The sequence below is a fragment of the Kitasatospora sp. MBT66 genome (assembly GCF_000710405.2).
GTDB lineage: Bacteria > Actinomycetota > Actinomycetes > Streptomycetales > Streptomycetaceae > Kitasatospora > Kitasatospora purpeofusca.
Genome location: NZ_JAIY01000004.1, coordinates 705,903 through 724,220, shown reverse-complemented (window position 1 = coordinate 724,220; position 18,318 = coordinate 705,903). Strand labels below are relative to the sequence as shown.

General features: G+C 73.7%; 15 protein-coding genes. 2 read left to right on the top strand and 13 right to left on the bottom strand.

The genetic code is table 11. From position 1 onward, the window contains the following. The 3 genes from cydD to BI06_RS09870 all read right to left on the bottom strand — a co-directional run. The coding region (cydD, locus tag BI06_RS09880) for a thiol reductant ABC exporter subunit CydD (RefSeq protein WP_051740605.1) at window positions 1-2,387 on the bottom strand (2,387 nt) is incomplete at its 3' end. A gap of 4 nt (window positions 2,388-2,391) precedes the next feature. Continuing rightward, complete coding sequence (cydB, locus tag BI06_RS09875; RefSeq protein ID WP_043467024.1) at window positions 2,392-3,417, bottom strand: cytochrome d ubiquinol oxidase subunit II; 1,026 nt, start codon at window positions 3,415-3,417, stop codon at window positions 2,392-2,394. Window positions 3,418-3,448: 31 nt separating this feature from the next. Further along, the gene (locus BI06_RS09870) at window positions 3,449-4,999 is read right to left on the bottom strand and encodes a cytochrome ubiquinol oxidase subunit I (RefSeq protein ID WP_043467022.1); all 1,551 of its coding nucleotides are present in this window, start codon (window positions 4,997-4,999) and stop codon (window positions 3,449-3,451) included. A 296-nt stretch (window positions 5,000-5,295) separates the two neighbouring features. Between BI06_RS09870 and BI06_RS09865 the strand changes: the two genes are divergently transcribed. Further along, complete coding sequence (locus BI06_RS09865; RefSeq protein WP_043467020.1) at window positions 5,296-6,117, top strand: nucleotidyltransferase domain-containing protein; 822 nt, start codon at window positions 5,296-5,298, stop codon at window positions 6,115-6,117. A gap of 35 nt (window positions 6,118-6,152) precedes the next feature. On the opposite strand, the gene BI06_RS09860 is transcribed toward BI06_RS09865, so the two are convergent. Both BI06_RS09860 and BI06_RS09855 read right to left on the bottom strand, forming a co-directional pair. Further along, entirely contained in the window at window positions 6,153-7,529 is a 1,377-nt protein-coding gene (locus BI06_RS09860; protein WP_043467018.1) for an EF-hand domain-containing protein, read from the bottom strand. Window positions 7,530-7,626: 97 nt separating this feature from the next. Next, window positions 7,627-8,517 (bottom strand): oxidoreductase, encoded by an 891-nt coding sequence (locus tag BI06_RS09855; RefSeq protein WP_043467016.1) that lies wholly within the window; start codon window positions 8,515-8,517, stop codon window positions 7,627-7,629. 57 nt (window positions 8,518-8,574) lie between these two features. Between BI06_RS09855 and BI06_RS09850 the strand changes: the two genes are divergently transcribed. Then, window positions 8,575-9,255, top strand: a complete 681-nt coding sequence (locus tag BI06_RS09850; protein WP_043467013.1) for a response regulator transcription factor — start codon at window positions 8,575-8,577, stop codon at window positions 9,253-9,255. Here BI06_RS09850 and BI06_RS09845 read toward each other — a convergent pair. From BI06_RS09845 to hisC, 8 genes are all read right to left on the bottom strand, one after another. Next, window positions 9,233-9,844 (bottom strand): Uma2 family endonuclease, encoded by a 612-nt coding sequence (locus BI06_RS09845; protein WP_043467010.1) that lies wholly within the window; start codon window positions 9,842-9,844, stop codon window positions 9,233-9,235. The two genes, BI06_RS09850 and BI06_RS09845, sit on opposite strands and share 23 nt — an antisense overlap. Before the next feature lie 127 nt (window positions 9,845-9,971). Further along, complete coding sequence (locus BI06_RS09840; protein ID WP_107113305.1) at window positions 9,972-11,543, bottom strand: cell wall metabolism sensor histidine kinase WalK; 1,572 nt, start codon at window positions 11,541-11,543, stop codon at window positions 9,972-9,974. A gap of 20 nt (window positions 11,544-11,563) precedes the next feature. Next, the gene (locus BI06_RS09835; RefSeq protein ID WP_043467006.1) at window positions 11,564-12,313 is read right to left on the bottom strand and encodes a response regulator transcription factor; all 750 of its coding nucleotides are present in this window, start codon (window positions 12,311-12,313) and stop codon (window positions 11,564-11,566) included. A 273-nt stretch (window positions 12,314-12,586) separates the two neighbouring features. After that, window positions 12,587-13,264, bottom strand: a complete 678-nt coding sequence (locus BI06_RS09830) for a hypothetical protein (RefSeq protein ID WP_051740603.1) — start codon at window positions 13,262-13,264, stop codon at window positions 12,587-12,589. Between the two features lie 16 nt (window positions 13,265-13,280). Further along, window positions 13,281-14,492, bottom strand: a complete 1,212-nt coding sequence (locus BI06_RS09825; protein ID WP_043467003.1) for an ABC transporter permease — start codon at window positions 14,490-14,492, stop codon at window positions 13,281-13,283. Then, entirely contained in the window at window positions 14,489-15,247 is a 759-nt protein-coding gene (locus tag BI06_RS09820; RefSeq protein WP_030392350.1) for an ABC transporter ATP-binding protein, read from the bottom strand. The genes BI06_RS09825 and BI06_RS09820 overlap by 4 nt, the downstream gene beginning before the upstream one ends. A 74-nt stretch (window positions 15,248-15,321) precedes the next feature. Then, entirely contained in the window at window positions 15,322-16,839 is a 1,518-nt protein-coding gene (locus BI06_RS09815; protein WP_043467000.1) for an efflux RND transporter periplasmic adaptor subunit, read from the bottom strand. 302 nt (window positions 16,840-17,141) lie between these two features. Continuing rightward, the gene (gene hisC, locus BI06_RS09810) at window positions 17,142-18,212 is read right to left on the bottom strand and encodes a histidinol-phosphate transaminase (RefSeq protein WP_030392352.1); all 1,071 of its coding nucleotides are present in this window, start codon (window positions 18,210-18,212) and stop codon (window positions 17,142-17,144) included. Between the last annotated feature and the right edge of the window lie 106 nt (window positions 18,213-18,318).

The following is an 18,318-nucleotide window of genomic DNA, read 5'->3' as shown; positions in this document are numbered from 1 at the left end:
GCCAGCCGGCCCGGCAGCGCGCCGGCCACGGTGAGCTCGGCGGTGCCGCTGAAGGCGTCCAGGACGGCGGTGGCGAGCCGCCCGCGCGCCGGGGCCTGCCGCCGCTCGGCGTCGGCCGACCAGCGGTCGGCCAGCGCCGGCACCACCAGTCCGGCGAGCAGCAGCCCCAGCCCGAGCACCAGCCCGGCGGCGGGCAGGAAGGCTCCCATGGCGAGCGCGGCGGCCGCGGACACCACCACCGCCACCGCGGCCGGGAGCCGCCAGCGCAGGTAGTGGTCCTGGACGGCGTCGACGTCGGCGACCAGCCGGGAGAGCAGGTCGCCCCGCCGGAACGCGGGCAGCGCGGCCGGGGCGAGCACGGCGAGCCGGCGGTAGACGGCGGCGCGCAGGGTGCCGAGGGTGCGCAGCACCGCGTCGTGCGAGACCAGCCGCTCGGCGTAGCGGAAGACGCTGCGGCCGATGCCGAAGGCGCGCACCGCGGTGACGGCCATCATCAGGTGCAGCACCGGCGGCATCTCGGAGGCCCGGGAGATCAGCCAGCCCGAGGTGGCCATCAGGGCCACGGCGCAGCCGAGCGCGAGCGCGCCGAGCAGCACCGAGAGCGCCAGCCGGGGGCGGACGGCGCCCGCGGCGGGGGCCGGCCCGTCCCGGTCCGGCGCCGGCGGTGTCGGACGCCCCCGGTGGGCGAGCACCGGGACGGCCGCCGGGGCGACGGGGGGAGCGGCCGGGCCGGCCAGCCGGACCCGCCGGTCGGCGGCGGCCAGCAGCGCGGGCCGGTGCGCGACCACCAGTACGGTGCGCGCCGGGTCGGCGGCCAGCGCCCGGACGGCGTCGACGACGGCCGCCTCGGAGGCGCTGTCCAGGTTGGCGGTGGGCTCGTCGAGCAGGACCAGCGGGCGGTCGTCGGCGAGCAGCACCCGGGCGAGCGCGAGCCGCTGGCGCTGACCTGCGGACAGTCCGGCGCCGTCCTCGCCGAGGCGGGTGCCCAGGCCCTGCGGCAGCCGGTCGACGAAGTCGAGGGCGTGCGCCAAGCGCAGGGCCGCGCGCTGCTGCTCCTCGGTGGCGCCGGGCCGGTGCAGGGTCAGGTTGTCGGCGACGGTCCCGGCGAACAGGTGCGGGTGCTGCGGCACCCAGGCGATCTGCCGCCGCCAGCTGTCGGGCTCCAGTTCGGCCAGGTCGTGGGTCCGCCCGTCGGCGGCGGTGATCCGGACCGTCCCGGCGGCGGGCGCGGTGAGGCCCAGCAGGACGCCGAGCAGGGTGGACTTGCCGGCTCCGGAGGGCCCGGTGAGGGCGACCGTCTCGCCGGGGCGCAGGGTGAGCGAGGCGCCGTCCAGGGCGGGCGCGCCCCGGCCGGGGAAGGCCACCACGAGGCCCTCGGCGGTGAGGGCGGCCCCGGCCAGGTCGGGCGCGGGGACGGTGCCGCGCGGCGGCAGCGGGGTCTCCAGCACCTCGAAGATCCGGTCGGCGGCGGTGAGGCCCTCGACGCTGGAGTGGTAGAGCGCGCCGACCTGGCGGATCGGGAAGTAGACCTCGGGGGCGAGGACCAGGATCAGCAGCCCGGTCTCCAGGTCGAGGGTGCCGTCGACCAGCCGGAAGCCGACGGTGACGGCGACCAGTGCGACCGAGAGGGTGGAGAGCAGTTCCAGCGCGAAGGACGAGACGAAGGCGATCCGCAGGGTGCGCAGGGTGGCCCGGCGGTAGTCGGCGGTGATCCGGGCGATGGTGGCGGCCTGGGCTCGGGCCCGGTTGAAGACCTTGAGCGTGGGCAGTCCGGCGACCACGTCCAGGAAGTGGTGCGAGAGCCGGGAGAGCCCCTCCCACTGACGGTCCATCCGGGCCTGGGTGGCCATCCCGATCAGCACCATGAACAGCGGGATCAGCGGCAGGGTACCGGCGATGATCGCGGCCGAGGTGACGTCGGCGCCGACGATCCGCAGCAGCACCGTGGCCGGGACGACCACGGCGAGCGCCAGCTGCGGCAGGTAGCGAGCGAAGTAGTCGTCGAGCGCGTCGACGCCCCGGGTGGCCAGGGTGGTGAGCTCGCCGGTGCGCCGGCCCGCCAGGTAGGCTGGGCCGAGCGCGGTGGCGTGGTCGAGCAGCCGACGCCGCAGGGTGGACTTCACCCGGGCGACGGACCGGTGCGCGACCAGTTCGGTGAGCCAGCCGACCAACCCCCGACCGACCGCGGTGAGCGCCAGCAGCGCCAACGGGGTGCCGAGTCCACCGAGCCCGGTCCGCTGCTGGAAGCCGCGGACCACGAGTTCGGCGATCAGGCCCGCCTGGGCCACCACCAGGACCGCGTTCGCCGTCCCCAGCAGGACGGATCCGGCGAGGAAGACCCGGGTGGCGCGGGCGTGGCGGAGGAGTCGGGGGTCGACCGGCTTCATGGCCTCAGCCCTGGTCGAGCGCGGCGGCCGGGTCGTGCCCGGGGATGTGCTGGACGCCGATCCGCTTGCGGAACACCCAGTACGTCCAGCTCTGGTAGAGCAGCACCAGCGGGGTGAACACGGCGGCCACGATCGTCATCAGCTTGAGCGTGTACGGCGAGGAGGCCGCGTTGGTCACGGTCAGGCTCCACTCCGGGTTCAGGGTGGAGGGCATGACGTCGGGGAAGAGCGCCAGGAAGAGCATCGCGACGGCGGCCACGATCGTCGCCCCGGAGAGGACGAAGGCCCAGCCCTCGCGGGCCGCCCGGTTGGCGAGGAGCGCGCCGACCAGGGCGAGCACCGCGATCACCAGGGCGGCCAGGCTCCAGCCGTTGCCGTTGTCGGCCTGGGTCCAGATCAGGAAGACCGCCGCCAGCGCCGCGGCCGCAAGTCCCGCCTTCAGGGCCGCGGCCCGGGCCCGGTCGCGGATGTCGCCGACCGTCTTGAGCGCGGCGAACACCGCGCCGTGGAAGGTGAACAGGCTGAGCGTCACCAGGCCGCCGAGCAGCGCGTACGGGTTGAGCAGGTCCCAGAAGCCGCCGACGTAGTTCTTCTCGGCGTCGATGTCGACGCCGCGGACGATGTTGGCGAAGGCGACGCCCCAGAGGAAGGCCGGGACCAGCGAGGTCCAGAAGATCGCCTCCTCCCAGTTCCGCTGCCAGCGCGGTTCGGGCCGCTTGGCCCGGTACTCGAAGGCGACGCCGCGCACGATCAGGCAGACCAGGATCAGCAGCAGCGGGATGTAGAAGCCGCTGAAGAGGGTCGCGTACCAGTCCGGGAAGGCCGCGAAGGTGGCGCCGCCGGCGGTCAGCAGCCAGACCTCGTTGCCGTCCCAGACCGGGCCGATGGTGTTGATCAGCACCCGGCGCTCGGCGGTGTTCCGGGCGAGCGGCTTGGTGAGGATGCCGATGCCGAAGTCGAAGCCCTCCAGGAAGAAGTAGCCGATCCAGAGAACGGCGATCAGGACGAACCAGACGTCGTGAAGTTCCATGGTGTGTCGTTCCCGTCGATCCTCGGTGGCCTCAGTAGGCGAAGGCGAGCGGCTTGTCGGCGTCGTCGCCGGAGGCGGGGCCGCGCAGGGTCGGGTCCTCGGTGGGCGGCCGCTCGTCGGTGACCGGTCCGGCCTTGGCGTACTTGACCAGCAGCCGGACCTCGACGACGGCGAGGACCGCGTACAGCGAGGTGAAGGTCGCCAGGGCGCCGATCTGGGTGCCGATGCCCACGTTGGGCGAGACGGCGCTGGCGGTGGTCATCAGTCCGAAGACCGCCCAGGGCTGCCGGCCCATCTCGGTGAAGATCCATCCGAAGCTGTTGGCGATCAGCGGGAAGCCCATGGTGAGGATGCCGATCCGCCAGCTCCACTTGGTGAGGAAGGGGCTCAGCTCCCGTTTCGGGGTGAGCATCAGCCTCGGCACCTCGGTGTCCCCGGTGCGGAACTCCGGGGCGAGGAAACGCTTCTTCCTGGTGGTCCAGAGCCCGATCACCCCGGCCACGAAGGAGGTCATCCCGAAGCCGATCATGAGGCGGAAGCCCCAGTAGGTGACGAAGATGCTCGGGATGTAGTCCTTGGGGTCGCCGCCGTACTTGGCGGCCTCGGCCTGGGCGGTGTCGTTGATGCCGGGGACGGAGGAGCTGAAGTCGCTGTTGGCGAGGAAGGACAGTATCCCGGGGATCTCCAGCTCCACCGAGTTGTGGCCCTTGCTGACGTCGCCGACCGCGAAGACCGAGAACGGCGCCGGCGCCTTGGTGTCCCAGAGCGCCTCGGCGGCGGCCATCTTCATCGGCTGCTGGCGGAACATCACCTTGGCGAGCGAGTCGCCGCTGAGCGCGGTGCCCAGGCCGAAGACCACCGCGAGCACCAGGCCGAGCCGCAGCGAGGTCCGCATCACGGCGACCTTCGCCGGGGCGGCGGCGGCGCTCTCCGGCTTGCGCTTGGCCTTCCAGAGGTGGAACGAGGCGATGCCGACCATGAACGCCGCGCCGGTGAGGAAGGCCGCGGTCAGGGTGTGCAGGACGACGGTGACGGTGGTGTCCTGGAACAGCACCTTGGCGATGTCGGTCAGCTGGGCCTTGCCGGTGGCCGGGTCGATCGTGTAGCCGACCGGGTGCTGCATCCAGGAGTTGGCCGCCAGGATGAAGTAGGCGGAGAGCACGGTGCCGAGCGCGACCATCCACATGCAGGCGCAGTGCAGCTTCCGGGGGAGCTTGTCCCAGCCGAAGATCCACAGGCCGATGAAGGTCGACTCGAAGAAGAAGGCGATCAGCGCCTCCATCGCGAGCGGGGCGCCGAAGACGTCGCCGACGAAGCGGGAGTAGTCGGACCAGTTCATGCCGAACTGGAACTCCTGCACGATGCCGGTGACCACGCCCATCGCGATGTTGATCAGGAAGAGCTTCCCCCAGAACTTCGTGGCGTGGAAGTACTTCTCCTTGTCCGTCCGCACCCATGCGGTCTCCAGCCCCGCCACGATCGCGGCGAGGCTGATGGTGAGCGGTACGAAGAGGAAGTGGTAGACGGTGGTGATGCCGAATTGCCATCGCGCGATGGTTTCGTGAGCGATTGCCAGTTCCACGTCGCCCTCTCTCCAACCGACCTCGTTCGAGGTCACATTTCGGACAAACTTCATCTATAGCCGGGGACCGCTGCCCAGGTGTGCATGCTTGCCCGCTTGTGAACGTGAACACGTTCACAAGCTCAGTATCCACCACCCTTACGCGGCGGGAGCGGGCGGGGTGGGGTTCTACCGGCGGCGATGCCGTGCGCACAGTCTGCGAAGCGGGTCACCGGGCCACAACGAGCAGCCGGGAAGGTGGGACAGGAAATGTGGACGGTACGTAGCATTGACACCTACTGCCCTGACAGAAAGGCATGTTCACCGTGCACGCGATCATCGAAGCCATGGCCGACCGGCTGGCAGGGGTGCCGGGCGTCGTCGGCGTCGTGCTCGGCGGCAGCCGGGCCCGGGGCGAGCACACCCCCGGCTCCGACTGGGACCTCGGCCTCTACTACCGGGCCGGCCTCGACCTCGACGCCCTGCGCGACCTCGCCGGCCCCGGCGTCGAGGTGGCCGGACCTGGCGGCTGGGGCCCCTGGGTCGACGGCGGCGCCTGGCTGGACGTCGAGGGGCTCGGCAAGGTCGACTGGATCCTGCGCGACCTCGACCGGGTCGACCGGGTCCGCGCCGACTGCCTCGCCGGGCGCTACGAGGTGGGCGTCCAGGCCGGCCACCCGCTCGGCTTCTGGGCGCCCTGCTACGTCGGGGAACTCGCCCTCGGCGTCGTCCTGGCCGACCCGACCGGGGCACTGACGGAGCGTCGGGCCGCGTACGCGCACTACCCGGAGCCGCTGCGGGCCGCGCTGACCGGCAGCACCTGGGAGGCCGGCTTCCTGCTCGACGGCGCCGCCAAGGGCGCGGCCCGCGGCGACACCCTGTACGTCGCGCTCTGCCTCGCCCGCGCCGTGGGCGTCCTGGTGCAGGCGCTGTACGCGGCCGACCGGCGCTGGTGCCTCAACGAGAAGGGCGCCCTGGCGGTGGCCGAGACCCTGCCGACCGCCCCGCCCGGCTTCGGCCCGCGCGCCCGCGCCCTGCTCGCCGCCCCCGGCGGCGACCCGGCGACCCTCACCGCCACCGTCGCCGCCGCTCGCGGCCTGGTCGAGGACACCGAGGCGGCCCTCCGCGAGGCCCGGTAGGGCCGGGCCTACGCTTTCGTCGGGCCCGGCAGCCGTCAGGCCCGGCCGAGCAGCTGGGTGCCCGGCGCGGAGGGGGCGCGGGCGGTGAAGTAGTCCACGAAGCCGCGCAGGAACTCCGCCGCGGTGATCACACCGTCCCCGTCGGTGTCCAGCTGCCGGAAGCCGTGCGAGAGTTCGGCCGGGTGCACCCGGCGGCCGTCGAACAGCACCCGGTACTCGGCGAAGTCCAGCAGGCCGTCCCCGTCCGCGTCGGCCGCCTCGAACACCGCCCGGAGCGCGGGCAGCAGCCCGCGCTCCAGGTACGCCGGGTCGCGGTCGCAGCCGGCCAGCGTGGCGGCGATGTACTCGGCCCGGGTCACCCGGCCGTCGCCGTCGGCGTCCATGCCCGCCCGCAGCTCCTCCCACCAGCGCTCGAAGGCGTCGTACACCCGGGCCTCCCCCTCCTCGGAGAGCTCCAGCTGCCAGCACACGTTGTGCGCCATCGCCCGGAGGTCGTGGGCGGTGAGATGGCCGTCCCCGGTCTGGTCGAGCACCTCCCGGAAGAACCGGTCCAGCCGGGGCGGCCGGGTGTCCTGCCTCGCCGGCCGCCGGGGCCGGGACGGGGAGCCCGCCCCGGGGGCGCGGTAGCGGTGCCGGTCCGGCAGCCGGGTGACCACCACCCGGGCCCCGCGGTGCAGCAGCAGCGAGAGCAGCCGCCCGCGCCGGGTGGGTACCAGGCCGAAGCGCTCGCGGAAGACCGCCGGGAGGTCCGCCACGGTCAGTTCGGCGGCCAGCCGGCCGGCCACCGCCCGCAGCGCCCGCCAGCCCACCGGGCCGAGGAAGCGCAGCCGGCGCGGGCAGGGCGTCCCGTTCAGCAGGTCGAACAGCAGATGGCGCGCCGTCTCCGTGAACTCCAGCTGCTCGACCACCGTCCGGTGCAGCCGGCCGCGCAGCTCGGCCGCGGTGGCGGGCAGCTCCCCCGGGGGCAGCCCGAACACCGCCGCGATCCCGGCGAACTCCCGGTACGAGGAGTCGAGTTCCTCCGCCGTGTACGGCTCGCCGCTCAGCTCCCGCATCGCGACCACGCTCTCGAAGAGGGTGAGCAGCACCCAGGCCCGGGCGGCCGGGTCCCGGGCGTCGTAGCCGCGCCCGTCCTCGGTGGTGCCGCCGATCCGCCGGTGCGCCCGGTCGAGCCGCTGGACCTCGCGCCAGAGCTGCTCCTCGTCGGCCTGGAACAGCCGCCGCCCGCTGGCCATGGTGTGCTCGATCCGGCGCCACGGGTGGCCCCGGTAGGTGGAGTGCTCGGCCATCCCGGCCGCGACCACCGGGTGGGCGGCCTGCAGTACCACCAGCCGCCAGGCGACCAGCACGATCCGCCACTCCGAGAGGTCCCGCCGGAAGGACGCCCCGGAACCCGCTGCTGACGCTGCCATCCGGACCGCTCCTGGGAGTTGGGGAACCTTCGGGTACGGGCGGGGCCCTTCCCGGCGGACCGGCGGGGAAACCAGGAGCGGAATTCATCGGACAGTCCTACTTGTCGGACACCGTCAGCTTCTCCAGCTCCGCGAGGTCCTCGGCGTCCAGCCGCAGCGCGGCGGCGGCGATGTTCTCCTCCAGGTGCGCCGGCGAGGAGGTGCCCGGGATCGCCAGCACCGACGGCGAGAGCGCCAGCAGCCAGGCCACCATCACCTGGGCCAGGGTGGCGTCGTGCCGCTCGGCGACCCGCAGCAGGGCCGGGTGCTCGGGCACCCCGGTACCGCCCAGCGGGTAGAACGGGACGAAGGCGATGCCCCGCGCCGTGCAGTGCGCCAGCAGCCGGTCCTGCTCCGCCGTGCGGTCCAGCACGCTGAACTTGTTCTGCACCGTCACGACCGGGGCGATCGCCTCGGCCTCGGCGAGCTGGGCCTCGTTCACATTGCTGACGCCCAGGTGCCGGATCAGGCCCTCCTCGCGCAGCTCGGCCAGCGCGGCGAAGGGCTCGGCGATCGAGGACTGACTGGGCATCCGGCGCAGGTGGACCACGTCCAGCCGGTCCACCCCCAGCTCGCGCAGATCGCGGTGGACGGCGGCGCGCAGGGCCTCCCGGTCGGCCGGTTCCAGCCAGCGGCCCTCCGGGTCGCGGCCCGGGCCGACCTTGGTGGCGATCACCAGGCCGTCCCGGTAGGGGTGCAGGGCCCGCCGGATCAGGCCGTGGGCGGAGACCTCCCGGAAGAAGTAGAACCAGGCGGTGTCGATGTGGTCGACGCCCAGCTCGACGGCCCGGTGCAGCACCCGGACGCTCTGCTCGGGGTCGCAGGCGGGCCCGTGCCAGTCGCGGGAGGGCAGCTTCATCGCGCCGAAGCCCATCCGGGACACCGGCAGGTCGCCGCCGAGGAGGAAGGTGCCGGCGGCGTTGGCGGGGAGTGCGTGAGTGCTCGTCATGGAAGAAAGCCTCGAACGGGCTCGCGGGAGGGACGACCGATCTGGCAGTTTGCTGCCATGAGCACCGATCGGATCATCACCCTGCACGGCGAGCAGGAACTCGTCCAGCGGGCCGGGCACCTCTTCGTCGCCTCCCGCGAGGAGTTCCTGGTCGCCGCCACCGATCTGATGACCTTCTCCGCGGGCGTCAACGCGGCCTTCCGGGAGGGGAAGCGACCGCACGTCGTCCCCGGCCTCACCATGCGCAAGCTCTACAGCCGCCGGGCCCTCGCCGACCCCGAGTCGCTCCGGCGGCTGCGGCGGATCGCCGCCTCCGGCATCGAGATCCGGATCTCCGACGGGCCGATAGCCCGGGAGGCGATCGTCATCGACCGGCGCACCGCGATCCTGGCCGGCGCCCCGGTGCGGGGAGTGCACACCTACACCGTGGTGCAGGCGCCCGAGGTGGTCGACGGCGTGCGCTCGCTGTTCCGCGCCACCTGGGAGACCGCCACCGCCCTCGCCGACTGCGCCGCCCCGCCGCCCCCGCTGACCGGGCAGGCCCGCGACACCCTGCGCGCCCTCTCCGCCGGCCACACCGACGAGACCGGCGCCCGCCTCCTCGGCGTCTCCCTGCGCACCTACCGCCGCCGGGTCGCCGACCTCATGGCCACCCTCGGCGCCTCCTCCCGCTTCCAGGCCGGCCTGCTCGCCCGGGACCTCCTCCGGGAGGAGGTCAGCCCCGCCGCTCCCCGGTGATGCCGGGCCCGATCGCGAACCCCTTTGCGGGGCCCTCGGGGACCACGGCGTCCTCGCCGTACGGCGTCCGCTCCGACCGGGCGTAGGCCCCGCGCTCGGGGTCCGGGCCGGAGAGGACGGTGACGGCGCCGCCGTCGTCGTAGTCGTCGATGATCACGTAGACGGGGATGCCGGCGGTGGCGTAGGCGCGGTGCTTGAGGACGAGGTCGCGACGGCGGTTCTCGCTGCCCGGCGACACCGTCTCGACCACCAGGACCACACCCGAGGCGAGCACTCCGAGACCTTCGGGGTGCTCGATCCCGTCGACGTCGTCGGGTACGACGAAGACGTCGGGAATCGCGACCTTGAGCCCATGGATGACATTGCCGTCATTGGCCGGCCCCCAACCGCTGCCACGCAGGTGGTCGTGAAGCGCGCGGAGAACTCCCCGGTTGACGCTGAAGTGCCGCGTCCCACCAGTCGGTGACATCTCGATGGCCCCCTCAATGAGCTCCGCACGGAAGCCCTCGGGGACTTCCATCGCCTTCCACACCTGCCACAGCGCCTGGTCCAGGTCCACGACGGTCTCCTCGGCTACGAGCGCGAACATTGAGACACCCCTCATTCCCGTCCAGTGTGATCAGCCCGCGCACACCGGCACAAGCCGCACCCGCACACTCGCACCCGGGTGCACTGGTACCGGGGTGAACGAAGCGGATTCACCCGATCGGTGGGTTTCAGCGCTGGTGGGGGAGTTCCAGGCGGAAGGTGGCGCCGGTGCCGGGGGCGGTGTGGAGGGTGAGGGCGCCGCCGTGGGCGTGGGTGAGGGCGGTGGCGATGGCGAGGCCGAGGCCGGCGCCGCCGCGCTGGTCGTTGCGGCTGCGGGAGGCGTCCACCCGGTAGAAGCGGTGGAACACCAGGGCGGCCTGGTCGGCGGTGAGGCCGGGGCCGGAGTCGGCGACCTCCAGCAGGCAGAGGCCGCCCTCGCGGCCGACCCCGATCCGGACCGGGGTGCCGGGCGGGGTGTGCTTGACGGCGTTGCCGACCAGGTTGGTGACCACCTGGCGGAGCCGGGCCTCGTCGCCGAGCACGGGCGCCGGGCCGGGCGGGCCGCCGCCGGCCGGGCCGGTGAGGGCGACCGGGCGGCTCGGGTCGAGGGCGGTGAGGTCGTGCAGGGCGTCCGCGGCGAGGGTGCGCAGGTCCATCGGCGCGAGGTCGAGCGGGCGCTCCTCGTCCAGCCGGGCGAGCACCAGCAGGTCCTCGACCAGGGTGCCCATCCGGATCGCCTCGTTCTCGATCCGGCCCATGGTGCGCCGGACGTCGGCCTCGGCGGGCAGGGCGCCCATCCGGTACAGCTCGGCGAAGCCGCGGATCCCGGCCAGCGGGGTGCGCAGCTCGTGCGAGGCGTCGGCGACGAACCGCCGCATCCGGCCCTCGGACTCCGCCCGGGCGGCGAAGGCGGCCTCGATCTGCGCCAGCATGCCGTTGAGGGCGATGGAGAGCCGGCCGACCTCGGTGTTCGCCGGGAGGGCCGGCATCCGGTGCGAGAGCTCGCCGGCGGCGATCAGCTGGGCGCCCTCCTCGATCCGGCGCAGCGGCCGCAGTCCGGTGCGGACGGCGAAGAAGCCGAGCGCCGCGATCACCAGCAGGACGACGCCGCCGATCGCCAGGAAGGCGGTGCGCAGCCGGTTGACGGTGGTGTCGATGTCCTCGCGGGAGACGGCGACCATCACGTAGGCGGCGCTGGGCGCGGGCGCGGCGAAGACGCTGGCCGGGGCGCTCGGCCGCTGGACCGGCAGGACGATCGCCCGCCAGCTGGCCCGTCCGCGCCGGTCGGGCAGGTCGACGGGGGTGTCGGCGCCGACCGCGGCCGGGTCGAAGCCGTCCAGTTGCGGCGCCGGGTCGTTCTCCGACATCGGCTGGCGCACCACGAACTGCACCTTGCCGTCGACACCCAGGTACTGGACCAGGTACTGGCTGGGCAGTGCGGCCAGTAAGGGGGTGGCCCGCTTGCCGCCGAGCGAGGGCTGCTGCTTGGGCTCCGCCCAGCTGTTGCGGGTCGGCGCGCGGCGGGCCAGCGGTTCGCCGAAGCGTTCCAGCTGCTCGTCGAGCCGCTGGACCAGCTGGTGGCGGACGGTGCCGAGCACCACGGTGTCGCTGACCACCAGGCCGGTGGTGACCAGGGCGAGCACCAGCACCAGCAGCCGGGCGCGCAGCGACAGCCGACGCAGGGAGAGCCTGCCGAGGCGGCGGCCGAGCGGTCGGGCGGAGGGGCGCGCGAAGGCGCGGCGGGGGAGCGGGAGGGGCATCGGGGCGGCGGGGTCCGGGGTCAGCCCTGCGGGGGGCGGCGCAGGGCGTAGCCGATGCCGCGCACGGTGTGGATCAGCTTGGGCCCGTGGCTGGGCCCGGAGTCGAGCTTGCGGCGCAGGTAGGAGATGTAGGACTCGACGATCGAGAGGTCGCCGCCGAAGTCGTAGGCCCAGACGTGGTCGAGGATCTGCGCCTTGGAGACCACCCGGCCGACGTTGGCCATCAGGTAGTGCAGCAGCTTGAACTCGGTCGGGGAGAGCGCGACCACGACGCCGCCTCGGGTGACCTCGTGGGCCACCGGGTCGAGCACGAGGTCGGCGACGATCAGCCGGCCGTCCTCGGCCGGTCCGCCGGAGCGGCGCAGGATGGCGCGGATCCGGGCGATCAGCTCCTCCAGGCTGAACGGCTTGGTGACGTAGTCGTCGGCGCCCGCGGCGAGCCCCTGGACCTTGTCCCCGACGCCGTCCTTGGCGGTGAGGAAGAGCACCGGCAGGTGGTCGCCGGGGTGGCCGGAGCCGGAGAGGAGGCCGCGGCTGGTCTGCTCCCGGAGCCGCTCGACGACGGTGAAGCCGTCGAGGTCGGGGAGCATCACGTCCAGGACGACCAGGTCGGGGCGGTCGACGGCGATCAGTTCCAGCGCCTCGGCGCCGCTGGCGGCGGAGGCGACCCGGAAGCCGGAGAAGCGGAGCGAGGCGGACAGCAGCTCGCGGATGTTCGGTTCGTCGTCGACGACGAGCAGGTAGGCCTCCCCCTGGCCGCCGTTGTTCACCGCCGAAGTTCCTGTCGACACAGTGCCTTGCACGGGGGTTCCGCCTCCCGGTCGGACGATGGCGTTCAGCTCGAGGCTAGCTCGGGGAGGCTAAGGGCCATCGATGAATGTTGGATTAACACCTTATCGGGCGGTTTTGTACGGACGGACCCCCAGGTCGGGCCTCGATGGTGTGCGTACCGCCCCGACAGTACTCCGGCGCAGGTCGGCGGGGGGATGCGCGGCCCGGCCCCCGGAGGAGGTCGGGCCGGGCCGCGCGCGTACGGCGGCCGGTCAGCCGCCGGACGGGTTCCGGGTGGCGCCTGCACCGGGGCCGCCGCCGAAGCCGCCCGCACCGCCGCCGAAGCCGCCTCCCCCGAAGCCGCCGGCGGCGGCGCCCTCGACCAGCTGGGTCGCGGCGTAGCCCCCGTCGGTCGGGGTGCCGACCACGGTGACGCTCTGGCCGGGCTGGAGGTCGCCGACCTTGCCCTCCTTGTTGAGCTGCACCTTGGTGGAGTCGCCGGTGGTCACCTTGACGGTGTTGCCGCCGGCGTCGGTCAGGTAGACGGTGGTGCCGTCCACGGCCTTGACCGTGCCCCGGGTGAAGCCGCCCTGCCCGCCGCCCTGGCCGCCGGTGCCCTGACCGCCCTGGCCGCCGCCGTTGCGGCGGTTGCCGTTCTGGCCGGCGCCGGTGCCGGTCGCCCCCGGCCGCGGCTGCTGCGCGCCGCCGCCCGCGGCGACGGTCCGGCCGGAGGTCCGCTCGGGGGCCTGGTCGCGCTGGTACCAGACGCCGCCGGCGAAGGCGGCCGTGGCGATCACCGCGGCGGACAGCACCAGCGGCACCCAGGGCAGCCGGCGCCGCGGCGGCGCGGCCAGCTCGGCGGTGACGTCCCTGCCGTCCGGCGCGGTGGAGAGCAGGACGACCTGCTCGGCGGGGGTGGACGGAGCGGACGGCTCGATCTCGTTGCTCATGGTCTGCGGTCCTTGGTCACTCGTGCCGGAGGGCGTCGATCGGGCGCAGCGAGGCGGCCCGGTTGGCGGGGTAGCTGCCGAAGAACAGGCCGATGGCGACGGCGATCCCGAAGGCGCCGAGCACCGATTCGGGGATCACCACCGGTTCGATGCCGACGATCCTGAAGTGCGAGCCGGCGATCCCGGCCAGCACGCCGAGTCCGGCGCCCACCACCGACAGCAGGGTGGCCTCGGTGAGGAACTGCCCGAGGATGACGCCCCGGGGGGCGCCGAGGGCCTTGCGGATGCCGATCTCCCTGGTCCGCTCGGTGACGGTGACCAGCATGATGTTGGTGATGCCGATCCCGCCGACCAGCAGCGAGATCGCGGCCACGGCGCCGAGCAGCACGGTGAAGGTCTTCGTGGTCGACTCCCGGGCGCTGAGCAGCGAGGTCTGGCTGCTGATCCGGAAGTCCGCCTTGCTCGGGTCGGCGATCGCGTGGGTGCCGAGCAGGATCCGGGTGATCTCGGACTGGGCCTGCGCGGTGCTGTCCGCCGAGGCCGCCTGCACCATGATCTGGTTCACCGAGCCGAAGCCGGTGAAGGCGTTCTGCACGGTCGGCAGCGGCGCGACCAGCACGTCGTCCGGGTCGGTGAAGCCGGTGCCGCCCTTGGCCTTGAGCACGCCGACCACGGTGAACGGGGTGCCGCCGACGACGATCTGCTTGCCCACCGGGTCCGCGGTGGCGAACAACTGCTTGGCGGTGGTCGCCCCGAGCACCGCCACCTTGCGGGAGGCCAGCACGTCGTCCTGGGTGAAGTACTCGCCGTGCTCGACCTTCTGGTTGGCGGTCTCGAAGTACGCCGGGTAGGTGCCGACGATCGAGCCGGGGCTGTACGAGATGTCCCCGTTCAGCGCGGTGCCGGCGGCGGTCACCACCGGCGCCACCGAGCGGACGGCGTGCGGGTCGGCCTCGGTGGCCAGCGCCTTGGCGTCGGCGACGGTCAGCTTCTTGGCGCTGCTCGCCGAGCGCGCGCCGCCGAAGGAGGAGCCGGACGTGACGGTGAGCGAGTTGGTGCCGAGCGAGGTGATGGACTCCTTGACCGCGACCGAGGAGCCGTTGCCGACCGCCAGCAGCAGGATCACCGAGGCGACGCCGATCAGCACCCCCAGCATGGTGAGCGCGGAGCGGACCTTGTTGGCGACCAGGCCGCCGGCCGCGAAACGGAGGGTCTGCCAGAGGATCACGCCGGCACCCCCGCCCGGTGCAGCGCGGGCGGCGGCCCGTCCACCGGAGCCTGCCGGAGGTCCGAGACGATCATGCCGTCCACCAGCCGCAGCACCCGCTTGGCGTGCCGGGCGACCTCGTCCTCGTGGGTGATCAGCACGACCGTGCGGCCGGTGGCGTTGAGGCCGTCGATCAGCCCGAGCACCTCCTCGGTGGAGCGGCTGTCCAGATTGCCGGTGGGCTCGTCGGCGAGCAGCATCGCGGGCGCCGTGACCAGCGCCCGGGCCACCGCGACGCGCTGCTGCTGGCCGCCGGAGAGCTCGTTGGGCCGGTGCCCGGACCGCTCGGCCAGGCCGACCAGGGAGAGCGCGGCGAGCGCCCGCCGGCGGCGTTCGGCGGCCCGCACGCCCGCGTAGGCGAGCGGCAGCTCGACCTGGGCGAGCGCGGTGGTGCGCGGGACGAGGTTGAAGGACTGGAAGACGAAGCCGATCTTGCGGTTGCGCACCAGGGCGAGCTGCCCCTCGTCCAGGTGGCCGACGTCGATGCCGTCCAGCAGGTAGCGGCCGCCGGTCGGGACGTCGAGGCAGCCGAGGATGTTCATCAGCGTGGACTTGCCGGAGCCGGAGCTGCCCATCACGGCGACGAAGTCGCCCTGCTCGATGTCCAGGTCCACGCCCAGCGGGCCCCCGGTGGCGGGGTCGTCCGGGCCGCGCAGCGCGTGCACGGTGGCGTCGCCGTGGCCGTAGGACTTGGTGAGGCGGCGGATCCGGATCACCGGGGGCGGTGTGTCCGGGCGGTCCGGCCGTACCGGGCCGGGGCCCGGCCGGGTGGGGAGGGCGCGGCGGGCCATCAGCGGCCACCGCCCCGGGCGGCGCCCGCACCGCCCGCGGCCGCACCGCCGCCGATCCCGGCCACTCCCGCACCCGCGCCCGCGCCGCCGCCGTTGCGGCCGCCCTGGCCGCCGTTGGCGCCCGGGAAGGAGCCGTTGGGGAAGCCGTTGGACCCGCTGGTGGAGGCCAGTTCGACCTTGTCGCCCTCGTTCAGCCCGGTCAGCACCTGGACCGTGGTGTCGCCCTCGACCCCGACCTCGACGGTCACCCGGTCGGTCGTGCCGTCCTGGTGGACCACGGTCGCGGTACGGCTGGAGCCGGTGCCGGACAGCGCCGAGGTGGGCAGCGAGAGCGCGTTGTCCGCCTCCCCGGTGACCACCGAGACGGTCGCGCTGAGGCCGGTCCGCAGCTTGCTGGTGTCACCGGAGATCTGGAGCGTCGCCGAGTACTGCACGGCCGCCGCACCGCCGCCGGAGCCGCTCACCGGCAGCGGGCTGACCGACAGCACCGACGCGTTGAACCTGCTGTCGGACTGCGCGTTCAGGGTGACGGTGGCCGCCTCGCCCTTCTTGAGCTTGAGCGAGTCCAGCTCGGAGAAGTTCGCGGTGACCTGCATGCCGGTCGGGTTGGTCAGCACGATGAAGCCGCTGGGGGCGGTGGCGGAGCTCCCGGTCGACTTGGTGCCGCCGGTGGAGGACCCGCCGCCGGTCGCGCCGACCGTGTCGCCCGCCTTGGCCGCCACCGAGGCGACCGTGCCGTCCACCGAGGCGGTGAGCGTGGTGCCGGCCAGCGCCGTCTGGGCGTTGGAGAGGTTGGTCTGCGCGGTGGCGAGCTGCTGCTCGGCCTGGGCGACCGCCGCCTCGTCCACCTTGGTGGTGGAGATGGTGGTGGTCTGCGGCTCTGGGACGGCGACCGGCGCCGCCTGGACGGTGGCCTGCGCGGACGGGGCGGTCTGCCCGGACGGGTCGGCCGCGGGGGCGGACGCGCTGCTCCCGCCCGCCCCCCGGCTTCCCGTGCCGCCGGTGCCGCCGGTCCCGCCGGTGCCGTTCGCGCCGGAGGTACCGCCGCCGGACGAACCCGAGGAGCCCGAGGAGCCCGACGAGCCGTTGGCCTTGGCCGGCAGCTGCTGGACGGTCGTCGTGGTGACGCCCGCCCTGGCCTTGGTCAGATTGACCGAGGCGGTGTTGAGCGCCGCCTGCGCGGCGTCCACCTGCTGCTGGGCGGCCGTGGTGTCGACGGTGGCGAGCACCTGGCCCTTGGTCACCTGGTCGCCGACGGCGACCTTGACCGCGGTGAGCCGCCCGCCGGTGGTGAAGTCCTGGGCGGCGTCGGTGGGCGAGGCCAGGGTGCCGGTTCCGGACACCGTGGCCAGGACCGTGCCCTTGGTCACGGTCGCCGTGCGGACGGGGGCCTTGGCGGCCGTGGTGCCGGAGCCGTCGTCCAGCACGGTGTACGCCAGGGCGGCGGCACCGAGCAGGGCCACACCGAGCGCGGAGTTGACGAGGACGGCACCTCGCCGTCGCGGGAACACCTTCATGGCGGACAGCTTCCCGGGGCGCTCTTGCACCGTCCTGGGCGCCGACTGGGAGAAGGCTGACCGGTCGAACCGGGCATTTGCCGCGCTCCGCCCGCCACCGGGACCGGCTTGGCCGGTTCCCGACGATCCGTTGACCGTTCTCCCAGCCGTCTCCCAGAAAACCCCAGGCACTCCTGATCGTCCGCGGGCCGTCCCGGGCCTTGGCAACGGCACGGGAACGGCCCCCGGAACGCGCCGCGGCGGAGCCGGACGGCCGGTACGGGCCGCCCCGCTCCGCCGCGGGGCCGGACAACGCGCGGGGGCTACAGCTCCTTGCGGAACGCCTCCGCCACGGCGAGGAAGATCGAGTTGCCCTCGACCTCGCCGATCGAGATCCGCACGCCCTCCGGGAACGGCCGGACGATCACCCCGGCGGCCGCGCACGCGGCCGCGAAGTCCTGCGAGCGCTCGCCCAGCTCCAGCCAGACGAAGTTGGCCTGCGAGTCCGGGATCTCCCAGCCCTGGGCCCGCAGCCCGGCCACCACCCGGGCCCGCTCCTCGACCAGCGCGTCCACCCGGACCATCAGCGCGGCCTCGGCCCGCAGCGAGGCGACGGCGGCGTCCTGGGCGATCTGGACGACGCCGAACGGCACCGCGGTCTTGCGCAGCGCGTTCGCGACCGGCTCGTGCGCGACCGCGAAGCCGACCCGCAGCCCGGCCAGGCCGTAGGCCTTGGAGAAGGTGCGCAGCACGCAGACGTTCGGGCGGTCCCGGTACAGGTCGAGGCCGTTGGGCACCTCGGGGTCGCGGATGAACTCGATGTACGCCTCGTCGACGACGACCAGCACCTCGGCCGGGACGGCGTCCAGGAAGCGCTCCAGCTCGGCGCGGTGGATCACGTTGCCGGTGGGGTTGTTGGGGTTGCAGACGAAGATCAGCCGGGTCCGCTCGGTGATCGCGGCCAGCATCGCGTCCAGGTCGTGGTCGCCGCCGGCGGTGAGCGGCACCGGGACCGGGGTCGCGCCGGCGACCTGGGTGATGATCGGGTAGGCCTCGAAGGAGCGCCAGGCGAACATCACCTCGTCGCCCGGGCCCGCCGTGGCGAGGATCAGCGACTGGGCGACGCCGACCGAGCCGGTGCCGGTGGCGATGTGCTCGACCGGCACGTCGAAGTGCTTCGCCAGTTCGGCGGTCAGCTCGGTGACGGCCATGTCCGGGTAGCGGTTGAGCTTGCCGGCCGCGGCGACCGCCGCCTCCAGCACCCCCGGGAGCGGCTCGTAGGGGTTCTCGTTGGACGACAGCTTGTAGGCGTCGGGGCCTGCCGGCTTGCCGGGCTTGTAGGTGGGAATGCCGTCCAGGCTCGGCCTGAGGCGGGGGCCCTGTGCTGCGGTCACGGTCGGTCTCCTTCTGTCTTTCCGCTGCGTTCGCCCGCCACGGTCGGGTTCGCCGCCGTGCCCGGGCAGCCGGAACGCGTGCGGTTCCACCCCGGTCGGGTGCCCT